This window comes from Exiguobacterium sp. SH5S13 (assembly GCF_004337085.1).
In the GTDB taxonomy this organism is placed as follows: Bacteria; Bacillota; Bacilli; order Exiguobacteriales; family Exiguobacteriaceae; genus Exiguobacterium; species Exiguobacterium aurantiacum_A.
Genome location: NZ_SJUS01000002.1, coordinates 166,713 through 184,467 on the forward strand (window position 1 = coordinate 166,713; position 17,755 = coordinate 184,467).

Below are 17,755 nucleotides of genomic sequence, written 5' to 3' on the forward strand. Positions count from 1 at the left end.
TGATTCATGAAAGGGATCGAACAATTCCGTAACCAGCTCCACTACTCGGTCTATCCGACCGATAAATTTAAAACGACGACGTGCCTCGTCTCGTTCGCGGCGCCGTTGTCTGCAGAGACGATTGCCGACCGGGCGCTCCTGCCGTACGTCATGGAAAAAGCGACGGCGGCGTATCCGTCGATTGAACTGTTTCACACACCGCTCGAGCAATTATATGATGCTAGCCTATTCGCTGGTGCGTCAAAAGTCGGGAAAGAGCATGTCATCCAGTTCCAACTAGAAGTTGTGAACGACCGGCTCGTCGGGGAACCGGTCCTGTCTCAGGCGATCAAGCTATTAGAAGAAGTGTTGCTCCGCCCGAACGTTTACGACGGCGCGTTCCAACCGCTCATCGTCGAACAAGAATCCCGTCTGCAGCGTCAACGCATCGAGTCGGTATACGATGATAAAATGCGCTTCGCCCAGCAACGATTGCAAGAACTGCTCGGCGGAGAGCTCGCGATCCCGTCGCTCGGGACGCTCGAACAACTCGACCAGGTGACGCCGCGATCGCTCTATGAGGCGTACACGTCCATGATCAAGCACGACCGCATCGACGTCTACGTCGTCGGGGACGTCACGCGTGACCAAGTGACCGAGGCGTTTTTGCCACTCGAGACGCTCGGCTCGCCGCTCGTCCGAGAGTATCCTGAACCGGTCGACCGAGAATTTCAGCGACTTGAGGAACAGCAGGACGTGAAGCAGAGTAAACTTCACCTCGCCTATGAGGCCAACGTTGACCCGCGCAGCGAGGACGCGATCAAGATGCAAGTCGTCAACGGCTTGTTCGGTGGGTTCCCACACTCAAAACTGTTCATGAACGTCCGTGAAAAGGAGAGCTTGGCGTACTATGCGGCGTCGCAATACAGTTCGCTTAGCCGGATGTTGTTCGTCTACGCCGGGATCGATGCCTTGAACCAAGTGAAAACAGAACAAATCATTGCCGACCAACTTGCCGACCTGCAAGCAGGGGAGTTCGATGACATGACGCTCGAGCAGACGAAAGAGATGTTGTTCCATCAACGGCGCCAACTCGGTGACAGTCCGCGTCAACTGATCGCCTGGATGAGCGGTTCGGACATCCGCCCGTTCTCACTCGAAGAAGAGATGGCCATCCTTGCCCGGACCACGCGAGAAGACGTGGCCGCGCTCTCGAGTCAAATCAAACTGAAGGCGATTTATTGTTTAAAGGGGGGGACAGCATGAAACTAGATTTTCCAAACGTCGGTGAGACGATTCATCACGTCGTTCTCGATAACGGGCTGACGGTCTACTTGCTGAAGAAAGTTGGATATGAAAAGACGTACGCCACATTCACGACAAAATACGGTTCAATCGACCGTCGCTTCAAAACAGACGACTGGATCGAAGTACCCGACGGCATCGCCCATTTCCTTGAACATAAAATGTTCGAAAAAAAGGACGGCGATGTGTTCCAGAAGTTCGGACAGCTCGGGGCGTCAGCGAACGCCTTCACATCATTCACCCGGACCGCCTATTTGTTCGGTGCCACGTCAAACGTCGAGGCGAACTTAAAGACGTTGATTGATTTCGTCCAAGACCCGTACTTTACAGAAGCTTCGGTCGAGAAAGAGAAAGGCATCATCGGCCAGGAGATTCAAATGTATCAAGACAACGCAGGGTGGCGTCTTTATTTCGGTTTGATCGAGGCGATGTATGAAGCGCATCCGGTCAAGATCGATATCGCCGGAACGATCGATTCGATCAGCGCGATCACGGCCGCTGACCTTTATGCGTGTCATCAAGCGTTTTATCACCCGAGTAACATGACGCTGTTCGTCGTCGGCAACATCGACCCTGACATCGTGCTCGAACAGATCCGTTCGAATCAGGCCGCGAAAACGTTCGAACCGCCTGTACTCAGTGAACGCGAACACGTGCAAGAGCCGAGAACGGTCCGCTTAGCTGCGCGTGTCATCGAGATGGACGTATCGGTCCCGAAAGTCATGATCGGCTACAAGGACACGCCGCGCGCCGGGGAAGACGGGATGAAACAAGAACTGGCCGTCGAACTGCTCATGCACGCCTTGTTTGACACGACGGCGCCGCTCTATGCAGAGCTTTACGCCGAAGGGTTGATCGATGATGCCTTCTCGTTCGACTATACGTCGGAAGAATCGTTCGCCTTCGCCGTGTTGTCGATGGAGACACCGCATGTCGATGCGTTCGTCGCCCGCATCACCGAGGTGCTCGAGCGTCCGCTCGACATCGGAAATGAGACACTCGACCGTAAGAAGCGGATGATGAAAGGGCAGTTTTTGAAGGCGCTCAACTCACCCGAGTTCATCGCCAACCAGTTTTCACGCTACGCGCTAACGGGTGGGAATATGTTCGATTTGCCCGAGCTGCTAGACGCGGTCACGCTTGAAGAACTATACGACACGTATGACCGACTGTTCAAACCGGATCAACGGACCGTCTGTGTCGTCAAAAAACCATGACGACACTCATCACCGGGGCGAGTGGGGCGATCGGTCGTGCCGTCGCCCTTTCCTTTCGCGATGATGAGCTCATCTTACATGCGCACGCGAACACGGAAGCGCTCGAAGCGTTCGTGAAGACAGAGGGTTTGTCAGGCCAAGTCGTCACGTGCGACCTCGGCGACGACCAGGCGCTAGACGCTTGGCTCGCTACGGTCGGCGCGGTCGATCGGATTATTCACGTCGCCGGTAACCACGCCTACGGGCTGCTCGTCGACGCGGACATCACTGAACTCGATCGTCTCTATCGCGTTCATGTGCGCGCGATGGTTCGACTCGTTCAACACGTCGTCGGGCAAAAAGCTTACGATCGCCCGCTCGACATCGTCATCGTCTCGAGCGTCTGGGGGGAAGTCGGAGCGGCCGGAGAAGTGATGTACTCGACCGTCAAAGCGGCACAGCTCGGCTTCGTCAAAGCGTTCGCGCGCGAGGCCGGCCCGTTTAATGTTCGCATCAATGCCATCACGCCGGGGTGGATTGAGACGCCGATGAATGATACGGTAGAAGAGACGAAACAAGACGTTCGAGATGAGATTCCGCTCGGCCGTCTCGGTCATGTCACAGAAGTAGCCGAGACGATCCGTTTCCTCTGTTCACCGTCCGCGTCCTACGTGACCGGCACGGTGTTACGGGTCGATGGCGGTTGGCAGTGAAAACTTTGTCGCCGCGGTTGAAACGAGTTCTTTTCAATTCTTCTAAAATAATTTAGAATGAACAAGGTAGCGAGCCTACATTCGGAAAGGGTGGACGAGATGGATCATAAGTTCGAAGAATGGTATCTCGAATATGAACTTTGCCAAAATCGCCCCGGCATCCTCGGCGATATCGCCTCGCTGATGGGGATGCTCCAAATCTCGATCGTGACCATCAACGGGGTCGATCTTCAACGTCGCGGGATGTTGCTCAAGGCACCGGCCGCCGATCACGTCCATCGGCTCGAGCATATTTTGCGGAAGATGGAAGCAATCGTCGTCATCAAACTCCGCCGCCCGAAACTGAGGGACCGGATTGCGATCCGTCACGGCCGCTATATCGAACACGACAACGATGACAAAAAGACGTTTCGCTTCGTGCGCGAAGATCTAGGGGTACTCGTCGATTTTGTCGCTGAACTAATGAAAGAAGAACGACATCTGTTGATCGGTGTCCGGGGCAACCCACGCGTCGGCAAAACGGAGTCGATCGTCGCGGCGAGCGTCTGCGCAAACAAACGTTGGCTGTTTCTTTCGTCGACACTCATGAAACAGACGGTCCGGACGTCACTGTTTGAAGAAGAGCGAGAAGGTGATCACATCTACATAATCGACGGCGCCGTTTCGACGCGGACGATGGACGAACGTCATCGTCAGTTGATCCGGGAAGTCATGCGTCTTCCTGCCGTCAAAGTGATCGAGCATCCCGATCTTTACGTCCGTAATACCGATTGTGTGTTTGAGGACTTTGACTATATTATCGAACTGCGAAATAACCAAGATGAAATCATCATCATTCCGCAAGAAACGAATCGTGAAGCAGAATGGTTTGAATAATTAATTGAATGGAAGGTGTGGACCCCTTTGACAGAACTAGGGACTTTTTTGAAACAAAGGCGTGAGGCGAGCGGTCTGACGCTTGACCAAATTCAGCAGACGACGAAGATTCAAAAACGCTATATCATCGCGATCGAGGAAGGTGATTATAAAAATCTCCCTGGTTCGTTTTATGCACGGGCGTTCATCAAAACGTATGCGGAATCGCTCGGGCTTGATGTCGATGAGCTTTACGAGACATATGCAAAAGATTTACCGAAAATCGAACCGCAACCGACCGCTCAATTATCACGTAAGCAAACTTATTCAAAAGCTTCCGAGACGTCGAGCCGCGTCTCAAGATGGGTGCCGAAAATCATGCTCGTGCTTGTCGCCTTCTTGCTTGTGACAGCGGTCTACTACGTTGTTAGAAATCTCGATTTTGGAGGTGGACAGGACGCGACACCGGCTGAACCACCGGCTTCAGGCGTGACGATCAATCAAAATGAAGACGTTCCTGAAGAAGAGCCGACGGAAGAAGCGCCGGTCGAAGAAACACCGGCCGAGGAAGAGCCGCCAGAAGAAACCGGACCGATCGCGGTGACGGAAACGAACGGGGCCGACCTCACGTATGAGATCGCAACAGCTGACAAGCTGACGACCGAGATTCACGTCAAAGAATCACCGGCGACTTATGTCGGCGTTCGCGATACATCGCTTGAAGGAGCGTTCCTTGCACCGGAATATCCGAACCAATCGAAACAAAACCCGATCGTCATCGAAGGTGCCGAAACAGATACGCTTCGGATTCGGATCGGTTTGATCGGTGGCGTCGAGAAGATTGTCGTCAACGGCCGTGAGCTTGAGCTTGCTGATTCTCCGGTCACACAAAATATATTTGTGAAGAGAGTCGACGCTGAATAAGTCGACGTCTTCTAGAGGAGGAGTTCTCGATGAACCTACCTAACCGCCTGACGATGTTGCGGGTTTTGCTCATCCCCGTATTCGTCGTCTTGCTCGCTGTAGATTTTAACTGGGGAGACATCGCTTTCCTCGGGGCGGAAGTACCGCTTCATCAATTCATCGCCGCGGTCATATTTACGATCGCAGCGATTACCGATTGGCTTGACGGGCACTTGGCCCGTAAGCACAACTTGGTCACGAACTTCGGCAAGTTCATGGACCCGCTCGCTGACAAGTTACTCGTCACGGCGGCGCTCGTCTTGCTCGTCGAGATGGACCTCGTCGCGGCATGGGTCGTCGTCGTCATCTTGTCACGTGAGTTCGCGGTGACGGGGCTTCGTCTCGTCGCGGCTGATGAAGGGATTGTCGTGGCGGCCGGTAAGTCGGGTAAAGCGAAGACATGGGTCCAGCTCTTTGCCATCATCTTCTTATTGTTCGGCAACCCGATTTTCAACTATATCGGCATCCCGTTCGGGGAGTGGGCGATGTGGCTCGCACTCGTCTTGACGATTTATTCTGGGGCCGAGTATTTCGCACAAAACTATAAGATCATTGTAAAATCGATGTAAATCGACGACAGGCGAGTTGTGGGAGCAACTCGTCTTTTTTTTGAATCAAAGGAGGAACTTCGATGAAACGGACCGAAATCATTGCGGTAGGTTCTGAACTACTCTTAGGGGAAATCTCGAACACGAACGCCCGTTACTTATCAGAGCAGTTGTCGAAATATGGACTGTCCGTACTGTATCATGTAGTGGTCGGGGATAACTTCGATCGCTTAAGAGAAACATTCGAGCAAGCGAACCGACGGAGCGAACTCGTGATCGTCACCGGGGGACTCGGTCCGACGAATGATGACATCACGAAACAAGTGCTCGCTGACTTGCTCGGCCGCCCGCTCGTTCGGGACGAAGCGTCTTTAGACACGATCCAGCGCTTTGTCGCCTCGCGGGGACGAGCGATAAACGACGGGGACGCCAGACAAGCGGATGTTTTATCAGGAGCTGAAGTGCTTCACAATCCGGCCGGTCTCGCTCCCGGCATGTGGGTCGAGGACGAGACGACGTGGCTGCTCTTGCCCGGGGTGCCGCGCGAGATGACAGCGATTGTCGAAGCGACGTTTCCGAGCAAATTTTCGGGTGCGACGATCGTTTCTGAATCACTACGTTTTTATGAGATCGGTGAGTCGGCGCTCGACGAGGCGGTATCCGATCTAATGGACGGGGTGAACCCGACTGTCGCCCCGTACGCGGAGTCAGGGGAAGCGCGACTGCGTGTCAGCGCGAAAGCGGAGACCGAGGACGCGGCCCGGCAGATGATCGACCGCGTCAAACGAGACATTCTGTCCCGTGTCGGCGCCTATTATTTCGGTTCGGACGAGGATACGCTGGCTGCGCATTTGATTCGCGAGCTAAGACGGCGCCACGCGACGCTATCGATCGCCGAATCGTTGACTGGGGGACAAGTCCAAGCGATGCTGACGGCGGTCCCAGGGGCGTCAGAAGTCTTTCTAGGAGGCGTCGTCACGTACTCGGACAAGCTAAAAAATAGGTTTTTAGGGGTATCCCTTGCTACAATTGAGTCACAGTCGGTCGTCTCAAAACAAGTTGCTTTAGAAATGATCCAAGGGCTCGTTGATCAGACGGATTCGGATTACGGATTGTCCTTCACCGGTGAGGCCGGACCCGTCTCAAATTCGGGTCGACCGGTCGGCACCGTGTTCATCGGGGTGAAGACGCCGTCAGGTATGGAAGTGATCGAACGCGTCTATCCGCACCAACAGCGGAACGTCATCCAGGCGCGGGCGGCCAAGGACGGGTTATGGGCATTGTGGCAACGAATGAAAAAAGGCGAATAAACGTTCGTAAAAACCTTGTGTAAAAGGTTGGGTTCGTTTATAATGAAGATACAAATCAAAGGAGGCTCATTAATTTATGAGTGATCGTAAACAAGCGTTAGAAATGGCATTACGCCAAATTGAGAAACAATTCGGTAAAGGCTCAATCATGCGCCTCGGTGAAAATACAGATCAACAAGTATCCGTCACTCCGTCAGGATCGATCGCCCTCGACATCGCGCTCGGCGCAGGCGGCTATCCACGTGGTCGTGTCATCGAAGTGTACGGACCGGAATCTTCAGGTAAGACGACAGTGGCGCTCCATGCGATCGCTGAAGTCCAAAAACGCGGTGGCCAAGCAGCGTTCGTCGATGCGGAGCACGCGCTCGATCCGAAGTACGCGCACAACCTCGGTGTCAACATCGATGAACTGCTCTTGTCACAGCCGGACACAGGGGAGCAAGCGCTCGAAATCGCAGAAGCGCTCGTTCGTTCTGGTGCCGTCGACATCCTTGTCGTCGACTCGGTAGCGGCACTCGTGCCAAAAGCTGAAATCGAAGGTGAGATGGGTGACTCACACATGGGACTTCAAGCCCGTCTCATGAGCCAAGCGCTCCGTAAGTTGTCGGGTGCGACGAACAAATCGAAGACGATCGTCATCTTCATCAACCAGATTCGTGAAAAAATCGGTGTCATGTTCGGGAACCCGGAAACAACTCCAGGTGGACGTGCCTTGAAATTCTATTCGTCGGTTCGTTTAGAAGTTCGTCGTGCAGAGACGTTGAAGCAAGGCCAAGAAATGGTCGGTAACCGGACGAAGATCAAAGTCGTCAAGAATAAGGTTGCCCCACCATTTAAAACAGCTGAAGTCGACATCATGTACGGTCTAGGGATCTCACGTGAAGGTGAACTCATCGATATCGGTGCCGATCTTGATATCGTTCAAAAAAGTGGTGCTTGGTATTCGTACAACGAAGAACGCGTTGGACAAGGTCGTGAAAATGCGAAGCAGTTCATGAAAGAAAATCCACAAATCGCCGCAGCGATCGAACAACAAATTCGTGATCACTACGGTCTCAACGGTGAGAAGACGGTCACGGTCGAAGCCGACAGTGATGAAGTGCTCTCACTCATCGAAGAAGATTAAACAAGCGACCCGCCGGATGCGTCCGAGCGGGTTTTTTGTATATCACAATATTTTTTAAGGAATTGGGAGTTCTATCCTGTCCTTGCATTGCATTCTAACAGGTAAATAAGTACAATAAAGCTATGCGCGGGTCCACCCGTGTCATTCAATCTTAAAAAAATAAAATAACCTTGCGAAAGGGAGGTGAACATGATGGAATGGCTAAATTGGCTTATTCTGATCCTCCTTTTGCCGATAGCTTTTGTTGCAGGTTTTTTTGTGCGTAAATCGATCGCCGAAGCGAAGATTCAAGGTGCTGAGACGGAAGCGACCAAGATTGTGGAGCAAGCGAAACAACAATCGGAAGCGATGCAAAAAGAGGCACGGCTTGAAGTAAAAGAAGAGATGATTCAACTTCGCAATGAGACGGAACAAGAGTTACGCGAACGTCGCGAAGAGCAGAAAGTGAAAGAGAATCGCTTCGTTCAAAAAGAAGAGCTTCTTGACCGGAAAGCAGACATGCTCGAACGGAAAGAAGATGCTTTGGATGAACGCGAGGCGGGCATTGCGAAACGGAAACGTGAAGCAGAGACGCTCGAAAGCAAAGTGGAGGAATTATACGAGGAAGCCCGTCAAGAACTTGTACGCGTGGCGGCCTTGTCGAAAGAAGAAGCACGAACCATCATCATGGACGAAGCGAAGCAGGAAGCGCTTCACGATGCTGCTCTCCTTCAAAAAGACATCGAGCAAAAAGCAAAACTTGAAGCTGATAAAAAAGCGAAACACTTGTTGTCTCTCACGATGCAACGTTATGCGGCTGAACATGTCGCTGAGACGACGGTATCCGTCGTCAACTTGCCGAGTGACGAGATGAAAGGGCGCATCATCGGTCGTGAAGGACGTAACATCCGCACGCTCGAGACGCTCACTGGGATCGATCTCATCATCGATGACACGCCTGAAGCGGTCATCTTGTCCGGATTTGACCCGGTCCGTCGTGAGATCGCCAAGATGACGCTAGAAAAACTCGTGCAAGACGGACGGATCCATCCGGCCCGGATCGAAGAGATGGTCGAGAAGTCACGCCGCGAAGTCGATGAGCGCATCCGTGAATACGGTGAGGAAGCGACGTTCGAGGCTGGTATCCACGGGGTACATCCTGACCTTATCAAAACACTCGGACGCATGCGTTACCGGACGAGTTACGGTCAAAACGTACTCGCCCATTCGGTCGAAGTGGCCCACCTCGCCGGCATGATGGCCGCCGAGCTCGGGGAAGACGTGACGCTCGCCAAGCGAGCGGGACTCCTCCACGATATCGGGAAAGCGATCGACCATGAAGTCGAGGGCAGCCACGTCGAAATTGGCGTTGAGCTGGCCACGAAGTATAAAGAACATCCGGTCGTCATCAACTCGATCGCCTCGCACCATGGAGACGTCGAAGCGACATCGACGATCGCTGTTCTCGTCGCAGCGGCAGACGCGCTGTCTGCGGCACGGCCGGGCGCTCGTCAAGAGACGCTCGAGAGTTACATTCGCCGCTTAGAACGCCTCGAGTCAATTTGTGAGTCGTTCGAAGGTGTCGAGAAATCATATGCGATCCAAGCAGGACGCGAAGTCCGCATCATCGTCCGCCCAGACGTCGTCGACGACGTCGTGGCGAACAAGATGGCCCGCGATATTTGCAAACGGATCGAAGATGAACTGGATTATCCAGGACAAATTAAAGTGACGGTCATTCGTGAAACGCGGGCCGTCGATTATGCGAAGTAAAAAGCGGAGACATTCTCCGCTTTTTCTGTTTTGAAGGAGGAAATATTTATGAAGATTTTATTTATCGGTGACGTCGTCGGGAAACCGGGTCGTGACATCTTGGCAGCACAAATCGGGCGCTTGAAAAGCAAATACAGTCCGACGTTCATGCTCGTCAACGGTGAGAACGCAGCCAACGGGCGCGGTATCACAAAAAAAATATACCAACAATTTCTCGAACTTGGATTCCACGGCGTGACGATGGGGAACCATACATGGGACAACCGTGAAATCTTTGATTGGATCGACGACGCCGAGCGCATCGTCCGTCCGGCCAACTATCCGGACGGCACGCCCGGTGTCGGCATGATGGTGCTCAAGCAGAACGGGAAGAAGCTTGCCGTCATCAACGTCATGGGGACGGTGTTCTTGCCGTCGCTCGATTGTCCGTTCCGCAAAGTCGACGCCCTCGTCGATGAGGTTCGGGATGACGTCGATGCCATCTTCGTCGATATGCACGCCGAGGCGACGAGTGAGAAGATTGCGATGGGGTACCACCTAGACGGTCGTGTCCAAGCCGTCGTCGGGACGCATACCCATGTCCAAACCGCCGATGAGCGCGTGCTCAAAAACGGGACGGCGTATATCACTGATGTCGGGATGACAGGTCCGCTCGACGGTGTCCTCGGCATGGACGCGTCTGTCGTGTTGAAAAAGTTTGTGACACAACTCCCGGTCCGGTTTGAAGTTGCCGAGGGACGGGAACAACTTAATGGAGTTTTAATCACGATCGACGACCAGTCGAAACGAGCGACCAAGATTGAACGCATACACCTAGATGATCAGACCGTCTGGTTTGATTGAACAACCTACCCGAGGGGGAAACAAGAATGGACGTACTCAGAGTTTCAGCAAAATCGAATCCCAACTCCGTTGCGGGTGCATTAGCTGGCGTTCTTCGTGAAAAAGGAACGTGTGAGATTCAAGCGATCGGCGCCGGTGCGCTCAATCAATCCATCAAAGCTGTCGCCATCGCCCGCGGTTTCGTCGCGCCGAGCGGTCTTGATTTGATCTGTATTCCAGCGTTCACGGATATTCTAATTGACGGGGAAGAACGAACTGCCATCAAGCTCATCATCGAACCTAGATGAGCTTGTGCGGTCGGGACATAGGTCCTATTCTTGTGAAGAGAAGCCATCGGAGCGGATGGCTTCTCTTTTTTGTTGAAAAATGAGGTTCTATCTTCTCAGTTTCGTCATTTTATGACAAGATGAAAGAGAACGTGAAGTTCGACAAACAGACAAGAGGGGGACGTTTTCGATGGAACAGCTCGTGTCAACGACAGAGAAGGAAGCAACGACACCTGTGATGAAAGCGATTCAAAAACACACGGCCGGATTTGGGGCAAGGCTGGTCGAGGTGCCGATTCCGACACCGGGTGCCGGTGAAGTATTGATTAAAGTGAAAGCGACATCGATTTGCGGGACCGACGTCCATATTTATGAATGGGACGACTGGGCGAAGAGCCGGGTCAAACCGCCTTACGTGTTCGGGCATGAGTTTTCAGGGGAAGTCGTGGCGCTCGGGGAAGGGGCGAAGCGCATCAAAGTCGGTCAGACCGTGTCGGCCGAGACACACATCGTCTGCCACCAGTGTAAACAATGCTTGCGTGGTCAGTATCACATCTGTAAAAACACGAAAATTATCGGGGTCGACACCCAAGGCTGTTTCGCCGAGTATGTCGTCATGCCGGAAGAGAACTTATGGGTCAACCCGGAGACGATGCCGTCGAAGCTCGCGTCGATTCAAGAACCGCTCGGTAACGCGGTCCATACCGTGCTCGCAAGTGACGTAACGGCACAATCTGTCGCCATCGTCGGCTGCGGCCCGATCGGTCTCATGGCCGTCGGCGTCGCCAAGGCGGCCGGTGCGAGCCGCGTGTATGCGATTGATATCAATCCGTACCGGTTGAAGCTTGCAGAACAGATGGGAGCGGACGTCGTCATCAACAGCATGGACCAAAATCCGCTCGACCTGATCATGGCTGAGACGGACGGGGACGGGATCGACGTCGTCTGTGAGATGAGCGGGCATCCGGTCGCGATCGACCAGGCGTTCAAGATGGTGACGGCGGGCGGCGACGTCAACGTCTTGTCACTTCCGGCACGACCGGTCGCGCTCGATTTGACGCGTGACGTCGTCTTCAAAGGAATCCGGGTCCAAGGCATCACCGGTCGTAAAATGTACGAGACGTGGGGCCAAGTGTCGACAATGCTCGCGTCCGGCCAATTGAACGTCGAACCGATCATCACCCACGTCTTCAAGCTCGAGGAGTTCGAGCAAGGTTTTGAGCTCATGCGAGCCGGGAAATGTGGGAAAGTCGTCTTACTACCATAAACAGGGGGAATCGATATGGCATTTGAACATATTACAGAAGCAGTCAATGAAATGAAGCAAGCGGGTACGTTCCGCTCGCTCGTGCCGCTCGAATCGGCGCAAGGGAACGAGGTCACAATCAACGGCAAGTCGCTCGTCCAGCTGTCGTCGAACAACTACCTCGGACTCGCCAACCACCCCCGTTTGAAACAAGCCGCGATCGAAGCGGTCGAAGCGTTCGGAGCCGGGACGGGCTCGGTCCGGACGATCGCCGGAACGTTCGAGATGCACGAGGCGTTCGAGCGTGAACTCGCCGAGTTCAAGCATACGGAAGCGGCACTCGTGTTCCAATCGGGATTCGCGACGAACCTCGGCGTCTTGTCGGCGCTGCTCGGACCGGAAGACGTCGTCATCAGTGACGCGCTCAACCACGCCTCGATCATCGACGGCATCCGTCTGACGAAAGCGGCCCGCCGCATCTACAAGCATACCGACCTTGAAGACTTAGAGGCGGCCTTGAAAGAGACGCAAGACTACCGGACGCGTCTCGTCGTCACGGACGGCGTCTTCTCGATGGACGGCAACATCGCACCGCTCCCGGAGATCGTCGAGCTCGCCGAGAAGTATGATGCTGCGGTCATGGTCGACGACGCGCACGCGTCGGGCGTGCTCGGGCAGAACGGTCGCGGGACGGTCAACCACTTCGGTCTCGATGGCCGCGTCGCGCTTCAAGTCGGGACGTTGTCGAAAGCGATCGGGGTCCTCGGCGGCTACGTCGCCTGTTCGAACGACGTCCGTGACTTCTTGATTCAAAAAGGGCGTCCGTTCTTGTTCTCGACGTCACACCCACCAGCGGTCGTCGCGGCGAACCGTGAGGCGATTCGTGTCATGAAAGAAGAAGAAGAGCTGTTCGACAAGCTTTGGGCGAACACCGAGTTCTTCAAATCGGGTCTCCGTGACCTCGGCTTCGACATCGGCCACGCGACGACGCCGATCACACCGGTCATGCTCGGGGAAGAGACGCTCGCGCACACGTTCTCGGACAAGCTGAAAGACCACGGCGTGTTCGCGCAAAGTATCGCCTTCCCGACGGTCGAGAAGGGCAAGGCCCGCATCCGGACGATTGTGACGGCGGAGCATACCCGTGACGACCTCGACCGCGCGCTCGCTGCCTTCAAGGCGGTCGCGGAAGAGTTGAACGTGACGCTCCACGCGTAAGATTGGACTGCAGACAAATCGTCTGCAGTAGAGGAATGAACCACAGCATGCCTATATCGGGCATGCTGTTTTTGTTTGAAAATTTTGGTAGACATTTAAGAGGACAGGTTCTAAAATTTGAAAAGATGCACTAGAAGATTGAAGTACATATTATTTCAAATACCGAATTTAGAATAAGGAGCTTATACGAATGATGTTAGGGAGCTTTAAGGACGTCGGGATGTACATCGGATTATATGATGAGATTGTTCCGTATGTAAAAGAGATAGGGGAGCGAGGATGATGCAAGCTTCAAGTGTAGTGAGCGGCACGCTCCTGTCCGCTGAAACATTCTCTATCCTGACGATTTCACCGCCATTCATCATCAATGTCATCTTTAGCGTAGTGGCTTTGATGGCAGTGTTCTATTTCCGAAGTGAGAGCTGGAAAGGCCGATTGCTGAATATGGTTGTAATGATGTGGTCGCTATTCTTCATTTCGGTGTATGTGTTCGCTTGGTATGTGAGATTAAAAAACAATATAACTCCGGACTTTGCGGCTTCGTTTGCGCCGGGTCCATTTCCGGGATGGAAAGAGTTGATTGCGCAAAGTATGGAGGAGCCAGATGTTACCGGGAATGCAATCACATATGCTGCGTTTCTATTCCTTACTCGAAAATATAATGATTGGTACATGTGGCCAGTAAAAATCGTCTTTATTTTTTTCGTAGGTCTGTTCTTTGTAAAGTACATCCCCGTCGTCTTTCACTGGCTCATTGGATAAAAAAAGCAAGGCACTTGGCCCTGCTTAAAGGATCAACATCCCGCGGAACCCGCGGGCCGCGTAATAGGAATCCGCACCATTGTGGTAGACGAAGATGTGGTCATAGCGGCGGTCACAGAACAAGGCGCCGCCCTTTTGACGAATCGCTCCCGGGGTTGAAATCCAGCTCGAGGTTTTCACGTCGAACGTGCCGAGCGTCTGTAAATGGCGATACGTTACTTCGTTCAGTAGCGCTATTCCCATCACCTCAGCCAATGTGACGGCGCTCCCAGACGGCTTGTTCTTCTTGCGAGCCGTCAACGCCGGTTCGTCATAGCACAGGCTGCGGCGACCGCTCGGACTTTCGGCTGAGCAGTCACAGAAGACGAGGTCTCCGTTCGGGAGGCGGATAACATCCGGTTCACCACCGGTCTTTTCCATTTCAGAGAGTGCGATGAGCTTGTTCGAATCCGTCTCAAGCTTCGTCAACACGTCTGACCAGACGGCATCGAGATGTCGCTCCATGTGGGTGTGAAAGCGTGATTCGACGATAGCTAATAACTCGTTTTTGTCTTCAGTTGAGAGGGTGGCCATGTTTTTTCACTCCGTTTCAGCAGTTTCTACCAGTATAAGATATTTTTTCGTCATCCATTCATAATTCATTGAGCGAAAGGGGGATGTATGATGAACTTCGATGATATAAATGTTGAGCAACTACACGCGCATTCGTTCCAGACGATTGAGTTGTTTCAATTAAGAACAATCTGGTCACAAAGTTTGCCGCGTGATGCTTACCGAGTGACAGACTTTTCAGAGCTGAACTTACATGTGACGAAGCCAGAATTGCTTCAGCTTCGATGGATCGATTTGACGTTACCGTTCGGAATCTATTCGAATGAAAAACTAGTTTTTTTGTATGACCCGTATCATCGCAAGCTACATACAGAAAAAGTTGTGCCTATTGAGTTAGCCGGACACGATGTTTCCATTCTCGATTTTTTATTGGCACACAGCCAGACGTTTCATGATCCGGATTCGTTTTCTGCAAAAATGGGATCACTCTATGATTTTTCTTGGGACAGCCAATGGAGAGAGTTCGGTTTACCGAAATTGAAAGAACATGCACCATTCCTTGCTGATTTATTGGTTACGCTTGGAGTGCAATCGTTTCAAGTCGTGTCATTTAAGAATGAATTTTTGTCCAATTTTGATATCTGGGCGAAGCGTACGGGATGCGACCATTCGATAGAACGTATCGGGAAATGGAAGTGGTCGAAGACGTATAAGGTGAGCTGCGACGTTTCAAGGCTTTCAGAACACGAGATGCGTCAACTTGTGTCAGTAGTCGAACACTATGAAGAGTGGGAAGGGTTCCGATTCTTAAACCCGACCGAGACAGAAATCGTCTCATTGTTCATTGGAGGCAATTTGACGCAAGGATATGGCTACGGTGTGTTTCAGTATGAACATCCTGGAGAGGTGGTTTCCAATGAGATTTGAAGATTTGTTCCTGTATGACGGGACGATTGAGGTGTTCGCTTTCAATTATGACATCGGTACCCAACAAAAGCCTGACATTTAATCTACAGCTCTACGACCATCCTAGGAAGCGGAACGCCTCCTTCCGTGAGCGGCTTGAGGCGAATGGGATTTCTCCGCAAAGCGAGGTGGTGAACGTGAAGCTCTGCTTTGAAGACATCATCTACATGGAAGTCATCGATGAATCGTATGCCGATGGGGTGGTGATGACGCCTCACGACCAATATGACGGAAATCAAATCGTTCGTTATACAAGGTCGGGATATCTCGAACAGCTACAAGAAACGCGTTTCCAATTGTGGGAAGACATCAAACCGGATAAATGACTTCATCACAAATCTCCTCCAGAACTATTCAATTTGGGGTGGGATGAATGAAGCCAGCTTACATATTTTCACCGCTTTCAAATTATTTACAGATGGTTTACAATAAAACGATTACGAAAACAATGATTGGAAATCGTTTTGGGGGATTCTCATGTTGACCTATGACATCAATGGACAGCTACAGTTACGGATGTTTACCATCGACGACGCGGAGGCGTTGTTCCAATTGACGATGGCGTCGAAGCCATATCTTCGCGAGTGGCTCGGATGGCTCGATTACATCGAGACGATCGAGGACTCGAGACGAAACATCGAAGGGCGAATCAAAGGATTGATTGAGACGGGCGGCTATCCGAAATCGTTCGCTATCTTCTATCAAGATGAGCTCGCCGGCACGATCGGCTTCAACGATCTTGATGCGGGCATCAAGTGCGGGACGGTCGGCTATTGGCTCGGCCAAGATTTTCAAGGGAAAGGGATCATGAGCCAAGCGCTCGAAGCGATCATCGAGTACGGATTTAAGGAACTCCGCTTACATAAAATCGAGATCCGTGTCGCGACCGGGAACGTGAAGAGCCGGGCGCTGCCGGAACGGCTCGGCTTCAAACAAGAAGGCGTGCTTCGAGACGCCGAATGGCTGTACGACCGGTACGTCGACCATGTCGTCTACGGGTTACTAGAAGATGAATGGGCCCATTGATCGACAAAGCAAAACCCGTCCTCGGAAAAGGGCGGGTTTTAGTTCGTCACATTTTCACCGAACAGCTCGGCACCGAACTCGGCATACGCCTGCTCGTATCGGCGGAGCGATGATTCTTTATGCATGCACGTCACGTTCATCCGCTCGAGAGAAGTCATGTCGGTCGCATACGTCTTTAAGACGTGGGCGTTCCGGAGCATCGACGGGGTGACCGAGCGGGTGACGCCGCTGCGCTCGTTCAACTGCCGCATCATCTTCGTGATCATGACGATCGTCAGCTGTTTCGGCTGGTTTTTGGCGTACACCCAGCGGAACGTCATCCGGGCAAAGTCGAACGAGACGAAGACCGGATCTTCCGAGTACCAGCGCGGGCGCACCGGCGTCGGGATGTCGGCGAGATAGTTCATGAGGAGTGATTGGTCCTCAGGCGTCAGCTTCAGCGTGAATTTGTTACCGAGACGGTCATAGACATCGAACTCGTAGCTCGCCAAGTGTAGGTCGTTCATTTTCAGACGGATGATATGATGGACGCGCAAACCGTATTTGTAGAACAGTGTGACGATGAGCGCGTTGCGGTTGACGAGGTACGGATGGGCCTGAAGCTGGTTCTCGCTCAATCCCCGCGGCGACCGGATCGTCCGGACGAGCTTGTCGAACTCGGACTGTAACGCGATCTGGTCGATGGTGAGCGTGTGCGCCGGTTGCGAATAGGCGAGCATCTTTTTGCGGAGCGGGTTCAAAAACTGGGTCAAGCTGTTGATGACGGTGACGATGCGGGCGACCGTCGCCTGTTGGTACTGTTTCTCTTCGATCAAAAAATCGTTGATGAACGTCTTCCATGACTCGAGCGGGACGGCGAGCCATTCCTCGGGGGTGACGAGTTCGACGTTATGGTCGCTGAAGTATTTGTGCACGTCGATCAAGTCGTAGCGATAGCGTTTCAGCGTCGATGGCTGGCGGCCGCTCGCACCGAGATGATATAAATACGTTTCGATATACTCGGGGAGCGAGTACTCTTTTCTGCGTTTCGTCATGGGACGTCCCTCCTTCTCTTCATATCGTACCACAAACGGACGTTCTCCATTCATGGATTCGTGGTAAGATGGAGGATGAGACTTATTAGGAATGA

Annotated in this window: 19 protein-coding genes; 17 read left to right on the plus strand and 2 right to left on the minus strand. The window is 52.8% G+C overall.

What is annotated here, in order from left to right; all coding sequences use genetic code 11:
* Nucleotides 1–6 precede the first annotated feature (6 nt).
* From yfmF to EVJ30_RS02375, 14 genes are all read left to right on the plus strand, one after another.
* Complete coding sequence (yfmF, locus tag EVJ30_RS02310) at nucleotides 7–1,245, plus strand: EF-P 5-aminopentanol modification-associated protein YfmF (protein ID WP_071397657.1); 1,239 nt, start codon at nucleotides 7–9, stop codon at nucleotides 1,243–1,245.
* Complete coding sequence (yfmH, locus tag EVJ30_RS02315; RefSeq protein ID WP_131458420.1) at nucleotides 1,242–2,501, plus strand: EF-P 5-aminopentanol modification-associated protein YfmH; 1,260 nt, start codon at nucleotides 1,242–1,244, stop codon at nucleotides 2,499–2,501. Before yfmF ends, yfmH begins: the two co-directional genes overlap by 4 nt.
* On the plus strand, nucleotides 2,498–3,193 hold the full coding sequence (ymfI, locus tag EVJ30_RS02320) for an elongation factor P 5-aminopentanone reductase (RefSeq protein ID WP_131458418.1): 696 nt from the start codon (nucleotides 2,498–2,500) through the stop codon (nucleotides 3,191–3,193). Before yfmH ends, ymfI begins: the two co-directional genes overlap by 4 nt.
* A gap of 99 nt (nucleotides 3,194–3,292) precedes the next feature.
* On the plus strand, nucleotides 3,293–4,069 hold the full coding sequence (locus tag EVJ30_RS02325) for a DUF3388 domain-containing protein (RefSeq protein WP_131458417.1): 777 nt from the start codon (nucleotides 3,293–3,295) through the stop codon (nucleotides 4,067–4,069).
* Between the two features lie 48 nt (nucleotides 4,070–4,117).
* Complete coding sequence (locus EVJ30_RS02330) at nucleotides 4,118–4,972, plus strand: helix-turn-helix domain-containing protein (RefSeq protein ID WP_233589550.1); 855 nt, start codon at nucleotides 4,118–4,120, stop codon at nucleotides 4,970–4,972.
* Between the two features lie 29 nt (nucleotides 4,973–5,001).
* Entirely contained in the window at nucleotides 5,002–5,580 is a 579-nt protein-coding gene (pgsA, locus tag EVJ30_RS02335) for a CDP-diacylglycerol--glycerol-3-phosphate 3-phosphatidyltransferase (RefSeq protein WP_131458416.1), read from the plus strand.
* 62 nt (nucleotides 5,581–5,642) lie between these two features.
* The gene (locus EVJ30_RS02340; protein ID WP_131458414.1) at nucleotides 5,643–6,869 is read left to right on the plus strand and encodes a competence/damage-inducible protein A; all 1,227 of its coding nucleotides are present in this window, start codon (nucleotides 5,643–5,645) and stop codon (nucleotides 6,867–6,869) included.
* A 76-nt stretch (nucleotides 6,870–6,945) separates the two neighbouring features.
* Nucleotides 6,946–7,995: a recombinase RecA gene (recA, locus tag EVJ30_RS02345; RefSeq protein ID WP_070327130.1), complete on the plus strand. Its 1,050-nt coding sequence runs from the start codon at nucleotides 6,946–6,948 to the stop codon at nucleotides 7,993–7,995.
* Nucleotides 7,996–8,184: 189 nt separating this feature from the next.
* Nucleotides 8,185–9,747: a ribonuclease Y gene (gene rny / locus EVJ30_RS02350; protein WP_370246299.1), complete on the plus strand. Its 1,563-nt coding sequence runs from the start codon at nucleotides 8,185–8,187 to the stop codon at nucleotides 9,745–9,747.
* Between the two features lie 48 nt (nucleotides 9,748–9,795).
* Nucleotides 9,796–10,590, plus strand: a complete 795-nt coding sequence (locus tag EVJ30_RS02355; protein ID WP_035386387.1) for a TIGR00282 family metallophosphoesterase — start codon at nucleotides 9,796–9,798, stop codon at nucleotides 10,588–10,590.
* A gap of 26 nt (nucleotides 10,591–10,616) precedes the next feature.
* Nucleotides 10,617–10,877: a stage V sporulation protein S gene (locus EVJ30_RS02360; protein WP_016509762.1), complete on the plus strand. Its 261-nt coding sequence runs from the start codon at nucleotides 10,617–10,619 to the stop codon at nucleotides 10,875–10,877.
* A 169-nt stretch (nucleotides 10,878–11,046) separates the two neighbouring features.
* A complete protein-coding gene (tdh, locus tag EVJ30_RS02365) occupies nucleotides 11,047–12,123 on the plus strand; it encodes an L-threonine 3-dehydrogenase (RefSeq protein WP_131467901.1) in 1,077 nt (358 codons plus the stop codon).
* Between the two features lie 15 nt (nucleotides 12,124–12,138).
* Complete coding sequence (locus EVJ30_RS02370) at nucleotides 12,139–13,320, plus strand: glycine C-acetyltransferase (protein WP_131467903.1); 1,182 nt, start codon at nucleotides 12,139–12,141, stop codon at nucleotides 13,318–13,320.
* Nucleotides 13,321–13,602: 282 nt separating this feature from the next.
* The gene (locus EVJ30_RS02375) at nucleotides 13,603–14,082 is read left to right on the plus strand and encodes a hypothetical protein (RefSeq protein WP_131467905.1); all 480 of its coding nucleotides are present in this window, start codon (nucleotides 13,603–13,605) and stop codon (nucleotides 14,080–14,082) included.
* 24 nt (nucleotides 14,083–14,106) lie between these two features.
* Here EVJ30_RS02375 and EVJ30_RS02380 read toward each other — a convergent pair whose 3' ends face one another.
* Nucleotides 14,107–14,655 carry a DUF4256 domain-containing protein gene (locus EVJ30_RS02380; RefSeq protein WP_131467907.1) on the minus strand — a complete coding sequence of 183 codons (549 nt, stop codon included), beginning with the start codon at nucleotides 14,653–14,655 and terminating at the stop codon, nucleotides 14,107–14,109.
* A 90-nt stretch (nucleotides 14,656–14,745) separates the two neighbouring features.
* Here EVJ30_RS02380 and EVJ30_RS02385 point away from each other — a divergent pair, with 90 nt between their 5' ends.
* The 3 genes from EVJ30_RS02385 to EVJ30_RS02395 all read left to right on the plus strand — a co-directional run bounded on the left by EVJ30_RS02385 (nucleotide 14,746) and on the right by EVJ30_RS02395 (nucleotide 16,626).
* A complete protein-coding gene (locus EVJ30_RS02385) occupies nucleotides 14,746–15,561 on the plus strand; it encodes a hypothetical protein (RefSeq protein WP_131467909.1) in 816 nt (271 codons plus the stop codon).
* A 167-nt stretch (nucleotides 15,562–15,728) separates the two neighbouring features.
* On the plus strand, nucleotides 15,729–15,926 hold the full coding sequence (locus EVJ30_RS02390; protein WP_161568812.1) for a hypothetical protein: 198 nt from the start codon (nucleotides 15,729–15,731) through the stop codon (nucleotides 15,924–15,926).
* Nucleotides 15,927–16,077: 151 nt separating this feature from the next.
* On the plus strand, nucleotides 16,078–16,626 hold the full coding sequence (locus EVJ30_RS02395; protein ID WP_131467914.1) for a GNAT family N-acetyltransferase: 549 nt from the start codon (nucleotides 16,078–16,080) through the stop codon (nucleotides 16,624–16,626).
* 38 nt (nucleotides 16,627–16,664) lie between these two features.
* Here EVJ30_RS02395 and EVJ30_RS02400 read toward each other — a convergent pair whose 3' ends face one another.
* Nucleotides 16,665–17,660, minus strand: a complete 996-nt coding sequence (locus EVJ30_RS02400; RefSeq protein ID WP_070327139.1) for a tyrosine-type recombinase/integrase — start codon at nucleotides 17,658–17,660, stop codon at nucleotides 16,665–16,667.
* Between the last annotated feature and the right edge of the window lie 95 nt (nucleotides 17,661–17,755).

Excerpts from the sequence above, each read along its gene's own strand:
- yfmH (WP_131458420.1), top strand. The coding sequence starts at position 1,242 with ATGAAACTAGATTTTCCAAACGTCGGTGAGACGATTCATCACGTCGTT.
- EVJ30_RS02370 (WP_131467903.1), top strand. The coding sequence starts at position 12,139 with ATGGCATTTGAACATATTACAGAAGCAGTCAATGAAATGAAGCAAGCG.
- EVJ30_RS02375 (WP_131467905.1), top strand. The coding sequence starts at position 13,603 with ATGCAAGCTTCAAGTGTAGTGAGCGGCACGCTCCTGTCCGCTGAAACA.
- EVJ30_RS02340 (WP_131458414.1), top strand. The coding sequence starts at position 5,643 with ATGAAACGGACCGAAATCATTGCGGTAGGTTCTGAACTACTCTTAGGG.
- ymfI (WP_131458418.1), top strand. The coding sequence starts at position 2,498 with ATGACGACACTCATCACCGGGGCGAGTGGGGCGATCGGTCGTGCCGTC.
- recA (WP_070327130.1), top strand. The coding sequence starts at position 6,946 with ATGAGTGATCGTAAACAAGCGTTAGAAATGGCATTACGCCAAATTGAG.
- EVJ30_RS02360 (WP_016509762.1), top strand. The coding sequence starts at position 10,617 with ATGGACGTACTCAGAGTTTCAGCAAAATCGAATCCCAACTCCGTTGCG.
- EVJ30_RS02385 (WP_131467909.1), top strand. The coding sequence starts at position 14,746 with ATGAACTTCGATGATATAAATGTTGAGCAACTACACGCGCATTCGTTC.
- EVJ30_RS02380 (WP_131467907.1), bottom strand. The coding sequence starts at position 14,655 with ATGGCCACCCTCTCAACTGAAGACAAAAACGAGTTATTAGCTATCGTC.
- EVJ30_RS02325 (WP_131458417.1), top strand. The coding sequence starts at position 3,293 with ATGGATCATAAGTTCGAAGAATGGTATCTCGAATATGAACTTTGCCAA.
- tdh (WP_131467901.1), top strand. The coding sequence starts at position 11,047 with ATGGAACAGCTCGTGTCAACGACAGAGAAGGAAGCAACGACACCTGTG.
- yfmF (WP_071397657.1), top strand. The coding sequence starts at position 7 with ATGAAAGGGATCGAACAATTCCGTAACCAGCTCCACTACTCGGTCTAT.
- EVJ30_RS02400 (WP_070327139.1), bottom strand. The coding sequence starts at position 17,660 with ATGACGAAACGCAGAAAAGAGTACTCGCTCCCCGAGTATATCGAAACG.
- EVJ30_RS02355 (WP_035386387.1), top strand. The coding sequence starts at position 9,796 with ATGAAGATTTTATTTATCGGTGACGTCGTCGGGAAACCGGGTCGTGAC.
- EVJ30_RS02395 (WP_131467914.1), top strand. The coding sequence starts at position 16,078 with ATGTTGACCTATGACATCAATGGACAGCTACAGTTACGGATGTTTACC.
- rny (WP_370246299.1), top strand. The coding sequence starts at position 8,185 with ATGATGGAATGGCTAAATTGGCTTATTCTGATCCTCCTTTTGCCGATA.
- pgsA (WP_131458416.1), top strand. The coding sequence starts at position 5,002 with ATGAACCTACCTAACCGCCTGACGATGTTGCGGGTTTTGCTCATCCCC.